The organism is Paenibacillus bouchesdurhonensis (assembly GCF_900155685.1).
Taxonomy (GTDB): Bacteria; Bacillota; Bacilli; order Paenibacillales; family Paenibacillaceae; genus Fontibacillus; species Fontibacillus bouchesdurhonensis.
In genome coordinates, this window is the sequence record NZ_LT732548.1 from 820,347 (window position 1) to 829,392 (window position 9,046).

Annotated in this window: 2 protein-coding genes, 1 tRNA gene, 2 rRNA genes, 1 pseudogene and 1 other annotated feature; of the genes and pseudogenes, 5 read left to right on the forward strand and 1 reads right to left on the reverse strand. The window is 46.3% G+C overall.

What is annotated here, in order from left to right; all coding sequences use genetic code 11:
- The first annotated feature begins 723 nt into the window (after nucleotides 1-723).
- The 5 genes from CZ379_RS08085 (at nucleotide 724) to rrf (ending at nucleotide 7,502) form a co-directional block, all read left to right on the forward strand.
- Nucleotides 724-2,268, forward strand: a complete 1,545-nt coding sequence (locus CZ379_RS08085) for an ABC transporter substrate-binding protein (protein WP_110931187.1) — start codon at nucleotides 724-726, stop codon at nucleotides 2,266-2,268.
- Nucleotides 2,269-2,332: 64 nt separating this feature from the next.
- Complete coding sequence (locus tag CZ379_RS08090) at nucleotides 2,333-3,517, forward strand: MFS transporter (RefSeq protein WP_110931188.1); 1,185 nt, start codon at nucleotides 2,333-2,335, stop codon at nucleotides 3,515-3,517.
- Between the two features lie 758 nt (nucleotides 3,518-4,275).
- Nucleotides 4,276-5,830: ribosomal RNA gene (locus tag CZ379_RS08095) — 16S ribosomal RNA — on the forward strand.
- A 125-nt stretch (nucleotides 5,831-5,955) separates the two neighbouring features.
- Nucleotides 5,956-6,031, forward strand: a tRNA-Ala gene (locus tag CZ379_RS08100).
- Between the two features lie 701 nt (nucleotides 6,032-6,732).
- Nucleotides 6,733-7,330 (forward strand) — a sequence feature (23S ribosomal RNA rRNA prediction is too short).
- A gap of 55 nt (nucleotides 7,331-7,385) precedes the next feature.
- Nucleotides 7,386-7,502, forward strand: a 5S ribosomal RNA gene (rrf, locus tag CZ379_RS08105).
- A gap of 289 nt (nucleotides 7,503-7,791) precedes the next feature.
- On the opposite strand, the pseudogene CZ379_RS08110 reads toward rrf, so the two are convergent.
- Nucleotides 7,792-8,975: pseudogene (locus CZ379_RS08110) on the reverse strand (IS3 family transposase).
- Nucleotides 8,976-9,046: the final 71 nt, after the last annotated feature.

Consider the following 9,046-nt stretch of genomic DNA (forward strand, 5'->3'; position numbering starts at 1 on the left):
TTTACATACACAAAATGCAGTTGTTTTGCGAAAATGCTTCTAAGGGTGAAGAATAAATACGTTAAATCCAATTAAAGGTTAGCGAGAGCGGTGAAAGTCTTAAGTGACGAGCTTTGAAAGTACAATGCCAGTTGAATTCAGCAAACAATATCTATCTCCAACGTGTTAAAGCTATCTCCAATATGAAAAATTATCTCCAACGTCTAAAGCTATCTCTAATATATTAAAGCTAAGCCAGCAACTTAAGCTTTACTCTAACCTACTAACTTTTGTTCAAATTTAACTATAGCAACCTCAGTAACCTAATTCTTAGCCACCCACCTCATCCCTTTCATAACTTCACTATCCAACCTCTCCATTTAATCTTAGCCAGCTAGCCCTGTAGACTCTGGATCACTCTAGCTCGATCTAGCCCTAGCCGGCTATAGCTCATCCTATCTGAGCTGTCTAAATCGACCTAACTCTGTACCTAACTCTATTCTGCTACCCCGCTCAAGCACACCCCAGTCGATATCCCCTAAGCTAGCTACCGCTAAGCCAGAGCTCTATCATTGATTTATCCTAAAAATAAATGGCGAGTTACTATAAATTAAGCGGTTTTTTATGCGTAAAATCATAGCGACAGAATTTTTCAACGGAAAAAAGCTTCCAAAATGTAACCATGTTGCCATCAAATACGTTTATAATGGTGAACTAGTGAAAATACAAATTTTGGAGGTAAAGATGTCGATTAAAGGAATGAGAAGGGCCCTATTCTTTATCATGTGCATTGTGCTTGTAGCGGGATGTACGAGCAATCCTAGCGCTAAGGAAGCCGAGCCGCAAAGTTTGAGAGTGATGTTCTGGGATGAAAGTTATTTCTTCCAACAATACGGTGATTTATTCGCCATGCAGCATCCTAACATTGAAATTGAAGTCGTAAGTACTAACAACATCTACAGAGATCTTGGTCCAGAGACTGATTACGAGAAGGCCCTTAATGAATTCATTGAAAAGGAACAGCCGGACGTTCTTATGGTAAGCATAGATCAGTTGGAGACTTACGTGTCGGAAGGAAAAGTCCGAGAACTTGATACATTGATTGAGCGGGATAAGTATGATATTGAAACGATTTACCCGGCATTGATTGAACTTTTGAAGGAGCGGGGAGATAATAAGTTATATGGTTTGACCCCGAATTTCTATGGTTCAGCGATCTTGTACAATGCGGACTTGTTTGCCAAGCATGGCGTTGAACTGCCGCGGGATGGCATGAGCTGGTATGATATTATTGAACTAGCCAAGCAATTCCCGACAGAGGGGGATGAGAAAACTCGGGTTTACGGCTTCGACAATAACTGGGGAGTCAACCTGACGCAGCTCGCCTCGATGATTTCTTCGGCAGAAGGGATCGAATACATCGATACAAATGCCATGAAGGTTACATTGAATACCGATTCGTGGAAAAAAATATATCAAACCGCCCTGGACGCAATGAAATCCAAAACATTTTATGATCCGGGTGAGAATGGATTTAGAGGCGGAACGATGGAAGAGTATTACCAGAGCCAGCCGTTTGTTATGGGGAGAGCGGCAATGACTACTGGTGATACGTACGTCCTTCGCAACCTGAAAGAGGCAGCAGATGCCCTGAAGGATTATAAGCCTTTTGAGTTAGGAATTGTAGCAGGCCCTGCCTCTTCTGTAGAACCGGATAAATCTAGAAATATCAGTGTGAACGAAGTGTTTGCTATTGCTGCAAATTCGCCGAATGCTGATGCAGCGTGGGAATTCATTAAATTTGTGAACGGCGATCAGTTTGCCAAAATTAAGTCGAGAAGCCTGAATAACGGGTTGCTGTCTCGGATGGGATACTCTAATGAATATAATGGGCACAGCCTCGAAGCTTATTACAAGCTGAAGCCTCTTCCAACGGATTACTCAGGAATGAGAAAAATTCCTAACGGTTTTTACGAGAAGTATCAGCCTCTAATGGATAGCGAGATGAAATTAGTTGAAGATAACGCCAAGACGCTGGATGAAGCGCTAGCCAAAATCGAGACTGAGGCTCAAGTCGCTTTGGATCAAGCGATTAAGGATCAAGAAGCGAAGAAGAAGGAAGAGGAAGCGAAGGGCGGCTCAAGTGACAGCTCAACTGACAGCTCAACTGACAGCACAACTGACGATTCATCGGACAGCTCCACAGAGGGTTCGACTGATGCTGACAGCAGTCAAGGGGCTGGGGCAAGCAGCGCTAACGAGGTTATTGTGATTGAATCAAAGAACTAATCATGAATTCAGAAACTGAATGATCCGGTGGACTTGGCTGACTAATAGAACGGATGGATATGTGATGAAACGTTTATTATATGGCATTGTCATGCTTTGTTTTATGGACTTGTTTATACAACTGCCCGTTATGGGGCCATTCGCCAAAAGCCTGGGAGCCGGGTCATTCGTGATCGGTCTAGCCGTTGGACTGTATTCACTGACTAATATGTTCGGGAATATTGCAGCGGGCTACTGGATTGATCGCTACGGTGCAAGAACTGTTTTGCTGTTGGGCTTTACTCTGACAGCTGGTGTTATGTTGTTATATCCTCTAGTGAGCCAGCCTTTGCATCTGATTATTGTGCGCTTTATCCATGGGCTGACCGGGGGACTCTTAGTGCCGAGTGCATTTACTTTAATCTCGCATCATGCTTCTGGACAGCAGCCTGGAAGGACGATGGCCCTCTCCGGTGCAGCTGTCGGAGCAGCGGCGATAGTTGGCCCAGCGGTGGCGGGGATTATGAAGGCCAAGTTTGGCCTCCAGCCTCTATTTATCAGCACTTCGATTTTACTGGCATTGGGCGGACTGCTAGTAGCGCTTGCTATTCCAGCATCAAGAGTAAAGCAGATCACTCGCAGGCTAGGGCCTGCAACATCAGATTCGCTGGCAGGATTTGAGGTTATTCTTCGCAAGCGACCCGTAGTGCAGTCTTATATTGGGGCGTTTTCATTGATGTTTGCGATGGGTGCATTAACCTATGCCCTCCCTTTAAAAGTGGACGAGCTAGGTTTTGCAGCGCAAATATCTGGCTTAATGCTAAGCACATTTGGCGTGGTAGCTATTATTGTATTCGTGATGCCAAGCAACCGCTGGTTTGATCGCGTATCGCCGCTGACTCTTATGTATTGCGGTGGAGCGGTTATTATGCTGGCATTGCTGTTACTGTCGTTTTTTAATGACCAGATGCTTATGTTTGCCGTAATGGGTCTTTACGGATTTGGCTTTTCCTTGTTATTTCCCTCTATGAATGCATTGTTGATGAACAATGTTAGTGTAGAATCCAAGGGTAGAGCGTTTGGATTATTCTATGCCTTTTTTTCACTCGGCGTTGTAGCAGGTTCTTCAGGAATTGGGGCCCTGACGGCGAATTATGATATTGCGCTGAGGATGGCGGCCGGATTTATATTACTAGCAGGTTGTGTTGTTGCGTTGCTTCGGTACGCCGAGCTAAGAGAGGAACAGGGGGAAGCGGGAGGAGTTTCCTAAAAAAGACGCAACGTTGGTTTAATCAAGATAATACTATAACAACCGGTTAATCCTTATGTGTTATATGAGGGTTAACCTTTTTTTTGACTAAAATAAATCATTCGTCGAAGTGAGGTTATCCTGTGCTGGGTGACCGAATCGAGGTGACGCCTTCTGGGTTTGCGTAAGAATCATCAGACTATCAGATCGCGGGCTGCTGCTGGTTCTTGAGAAGAGGCAAGCTCTCACTCAGGCGCTTGAGGTTATTAAATTGGAAGGATAGGTGGTATTGTATCCGTCGAAAAGAAGGAACAAGAAAATCAGCAAAAGTGAATGAGCTAATATGAATATGAACGAATTCGAAAATGAGCAAAGACCAGTCCGTTGAATATATGGAAACAAGCTTGTCTCACTTCCAACAATTATCTCAAAAAAATATATTGCAATATGTTTTTGATCGTGGTAAATTATTATTTGTCGCTTGAAACGAACTAAATAAATTGGCTCAAAGAGAGTTGACATTAGTAAAGAAATTTGTTATTATATTTAACTGTTCGGCAAAAACTTATATGTACTTAAGTACGCTGGACAGAAGCAAGCAAGTTCTTTGAAAACTGAACAAATGGAACTCGTTAATAAATGATTCAAATTATGAATCGTCAGATTCAAAATGAGCAAGTCAAACACTTAGCTGAAAGAGAAATTGCCTTCGGGTAAAACTTCCTTTCATCTCGGATGGAACACCTCATGACTTAGGTTATGAGATTCCTTCCAATCCTTTAATGGAGAGTTTGATCCTGGCTCAGGACGAACGCTGGCGGCGTGCCTAATACATGCAAGTCGAGCGAAGTTGTTTTGGAAGCTTGCTTCCGAAATAACTTAGCGGCGGACGGGTGAGTAATACGTAGGCAACCTGCCCCTCAGCCTGGGATAACTAGCGGAAACGTTAGCTAATACCGGATAATTTGCTTTTTCGCATGAAGAAGCAATGAAAGACGGAGCAATCTGTCACTAAGGGATGGGCCTACGGCGCATTAGCTAGTTGGTGAGGTAATGGCTCACCAAGGCGACGATGCGTAGCCGACCTGAGAGGGTGAACGGCCACACTGGGACTGAGACACGGCCCAGACTCCTACGGGAGGCAGCAGTAGGGAATCTTCCGCAATGGACGCAAGTCTGACGGAGCAACGCCGCGTGAGTGATGAAGGTTTTCGGATCGTAAAGCTCTGTTGCCAGGGAAGAACGTCTTAGAGAGTAACTGCTCTAAGAGTGACGGTACCTGAGAAGAAAGCCCCGGCTAACTACGTGCCAGCAGCCGCGGTAATACGTAGGGGGCAAGCGTTGTCCGGAATTATTGGGCGTAAAGCGCGCGCAGGCGGTCATTTAAGTCTGGTGTTTAATCCCGGGGCTCAACTCCGGGTCGCACTGGAAACTGGGTGGCTTGAGTGCAGAAGAGGAGAGTGGAATTCCACGTGTAGCGGTGAAATGCGTAGAGATGTGGAGGAACACCAGTGGCGAAGGCGACTCTCTGGGCTGTAACTGACGCTGAGGCGCGAAAGCGTGGGTAGCAAACAGGATTAGATACCCTGGTAGTCCACGCCGTAAACGATGAATGCTAGGTGTTAGGGGTTTCGATACCCTTGGTGCCGAAGTAAACACATTAAGCATTCCGCCTGGGGAGTACGGTCGCAAGACTGAAACTCAAAGGAATTGACGGGGACCCGCACAAGCAGTGGAGTATGTGGTTTAATTCGAAGCAACGCGAAGAACCTTACCAGGTCTTGACATCCCTCTGACCGGTACAGAGATGTGCCTTTCCTTCGGGACAGAGGAGACAGGTGGTGCATGGTTGTCGTCAGCTCGTGTCGTGAGATGTTGGGTTAAGTCCCGCAACGAGCGCAACCCTTGATCTTAGTTGCCAGCATTTCGGATGGGCACTCTAAGGTGACTGCCGGTGACAAACCGGAGGAAGGTGGGGATGACGTCAAATCATCATGCCCCTTATGCCCTGGGCTACACACGTACTACAATGGCCAGTACAACGGGAAGCGAAGCCGCGAGGTGGAGCGAATCCAATCAAAGCTGGTCTCAGTTCGGATTGCAGGCTGCAACTCGCCTGCATGAAGTCGGAATTGCTAGTAATCGCGGATCAGCATGCCGCGGTGAATACGTTCCCGGGTCTTGTACACACCGCCCGTCACACCACGAGAGTTTACAACACCCGAAGTCGGTGAGGTAACCGCAAGGAGCCAGCCGCCGAAGGTGGGGTAGATGATTGGGGTGAAGTCGTAACAAGGTAGCCGTATCGGAAGGTGCGGCTGGATCACCTCCTTTCTATGGAGTACCTCGCTTCCGTAGCGAAGCGGTACAAATACGGTCGGCGCAAGCTGCCGGATACACTTTGCATTAGTAAAGTGGAAATGACGAGTATCCATTTGTTCAGTTTTGATGGAATTTGCGGGGCCATAGCTCAGCTGGGAGAGCGCCTGCCTTGCAAGCAGGAGGTCAGCGGTTCGATCCCGCTTGGCTCCACCAACAAATACCATCTAAATTCATATCAAATCAGTTCCATAACTTACCGCTTGATCGGTAAATCGGAATTTGATAGGATAGTCTTCCGCCAGTAAAATGGTGGTGGAACAATTTGCTGAAATTTCAAACGTCACTTTGCGTGATCGTTACAAAATTTCATCATTGCTGATCATTACAACCTCACGAAGTGATGGCTGCGCATGATCGAGCATTTGATCCTTGAAAACTGGATAACGAAACGAAATTTGCGTTTTAGAAATATTCCTTTTCTGATGAATTTAAATGAGCTGCAAAGCCAAATTAAAATTCATCATAGCTGAACTTGTGTCAAAACAAGTGAGGTGAAAAGTGGCTAGCGAAGGTTTTGGGACTGGAGATCCTTTGTGAGGCGATTTCTACCTTGTATGAATTTACTTGATCAAGAAATCGACGAACAACAGAGCGCCAGGCGCAAAACCGAAGCATTATGGTTAAGCTACTAAGAGCACACGGAGGATGCCTAGGCGCTAGGAGCCNCAACACGAGACATTTTTGCCGAAAGCAACCTTTGAAATTGTTCATGGGTTTCGGCCAAATGCTCCAGGGGTTAGACACATCACTTCGAAGCTGGAGTGAAGTCGATTCAGGGGTAGGGGAGCGTTGTATGCAGGTTGAAGGTGTACCGTAAGGAGCGCTGGACAGCATACAAGTGAGAATGCCGGTATGAGTAACGAAAAGATCAGTGAGAATCTGATCCGCCGAAAGCCCAAGGTTTCCTGAGGAAGGTTCGTCCGCTCAGGGTAAGTCGGGACCTAAGGCGAGGCCGAAAGGCGTAGTCGAAGGACAACAGGTTGAAATTCCTGTACCACCGTAATCCGTTATGAGTGATGGGGTGACGCAGTAGGGTAGTGACGCGAGCTGATGGATGCTCGTCCAAGCAGTGAGGCTGATGTGTAGGCAAATCCGCACATCGTTAAGGCTGGGCTGTGATGGGGAGGGAAAATTTACAGTACCGAAGGTCATGATCTCACACTGCCAAGAAAAGCCTCTAGCCAGGAGAAGGTGCCCGTACCGCAAACCGACACAGGTAGGCGAGAAGAGAATTCTAAGGCGCGCGGAAGAACTCTCGTTAAGGAACTCGGCAAAATGACCCCGTAACTTTGGGAGAAGGGGTGCCCCGGTAGTGTGAATAGCACGAGGGGGCCGCAGTGAAAAGGCCCAAGCGACTGTTTAGCAAAAACACAGGTCTGTGCNTTTGTTTCGTATCCAGTTTTCAGGTGATCAAACATCTGAAATGCAGTTTAAGCTGCATGTTTGTTCTAAGGTCTGATATTTTGCTGTAGCAGATCGAAGAAGTGAATGCAGTGCAAAAGTCACGTTTGGTGGCAATGGCGGAGGGGTTCCACACGTACCCATCTCGAACACGACCGTTAAGCCCTCCAGCGCCGATGGTACTTGGACCGCAGGGTCCTGGGAGAGTAGGACGTCGCCAAGCAATTATAAGAGGCACTACTGATATTATATCGGTAGTGCTTTTTTTGCGTTTTCAATGCAAATTTATTCTGTGAATATTGCTGCTTTCCATTTGCTACTGCAATGCTGGATTCAGCAATACTACAACACTGCAATACTGCGAAAAAGACCGTTAGTAGCTCGGTTGATCGAGATTGATCGAGGTTGATCGAAAAAGTTATCGTCCCCAAATGACCGCCAAGGATGGTGACTAGTGACTAAATGTATTCTTGGACTTCTGTCAAGAAAGTGGACACCTATTAAGTGAAAGTTTACGCCGTCTCCTTCTTGAATTGCGCAGCAAATTGAACCGGCGACACATAGCCGATTGAACTGTGGATTCGTTTGCGGTTGTAGAAAAATTCAATGTACCTGTAAATGGTCTCGTAAGCCTGTTGTTTGGTCTTGAACTTCGTTCTGTAGATGAGTTCTTTTTTCAAGATGCTGTGAAATGACTCGATACAAGCGTTATCGTAGCAATTCCCTTTACGACTCATGCTAACCTTCATGGAATACGATTCCAGCTTGTCACGGTACTCCTTCGATGCGTACTGTGAACCGCGATCGGAATGGTGAAGCAATCCCTTACCTGGTTTTTTCGCATCATATGCGGCCTCTAGAGCATCTAAGACAAGTTCTGTTGTCATCCGGCCGTAAAGCCGCCAACCCACGATCTCGCGTGTGCACAGATCCATCAGACTAGCCAAGTACAGCCGTCCTTCTCGGCAGGGGATGTAGGTAATATCTGCAACCCACACTTTGTTCGGTTCAGATACGGCAAAGTTCTGGTTCAACTCATTGGGAGCAATGGGTGAGTCATGATTGGAATCGGTCGTCTGCACCTTAAATTTACGGGAGACACAAGAACGCAACCCCAGTTCTTTCATGTAGATGCTAACTGTGCGCTCCGCGACCTGGATACGCTCTTTCCACAACATTCGGGTAATCTTAGGACTGCCGTAGCGTTCCCCGGAGTCATGAAAATGATACTTGACTCTCTCCAGAACCTTCGCCTTTCGAAGTTTCTGCTCGCTAGGCAATGCCTTTTGCCACTTGTAGAAGCCACTCCGAGACACTTGTAAAACCTTGCACATCTTCTCCACCGAAAACTCGGAGCGATGTTCTTCAATGAATTGGAATCTCAATTCCTTTCTTTGCTGAAGATGTGCAGCGCCTTTTTTAATATAGCGAGTTCTTCCTGGAGATCTTGATTTTCCCGCTCCTTCTCTTGATTCTCCAGTTCCTTATTACGCAGTTGTTGTTCGAGTTGACGCACTCTCTCCGGTGTGACTAAAGATTCCAGCTGGATTTCATCGCGGTAAAGTGCTTTCCAGTTGTGCAACACACCCGCAGATATACCGAGTTCTTCGGCCAACTGCGGCATGGACTTACTTTGCTCTAAAATATACTTCACTGTCTGCTTCTTAAACTCTTCACTGTAACTATTACGTTCCATCCGGACATCTCTCCCTTAAGGATTATTATCTAGGTTCACTTAAGGACTGTCCACTTTTTATTCTAGTTGCA

Bases quoted from the DNA above. Each gene is read 5' to 3' on its own strand.
- CZ379_RS08090 (WP_110931188.1), top strand. From the start codon at position 2,333: ATGAAACGTTTATTATATGGCATTGTCATGCTTTGTTTTATGGACTTG.
- CZ379_RS08085 (WP_110931187.1), top strand. From the start codon at position 724: ATGTCGATTAAAGGAATGAGAAGGGCCCTATTCTTTATCATGTGCATT.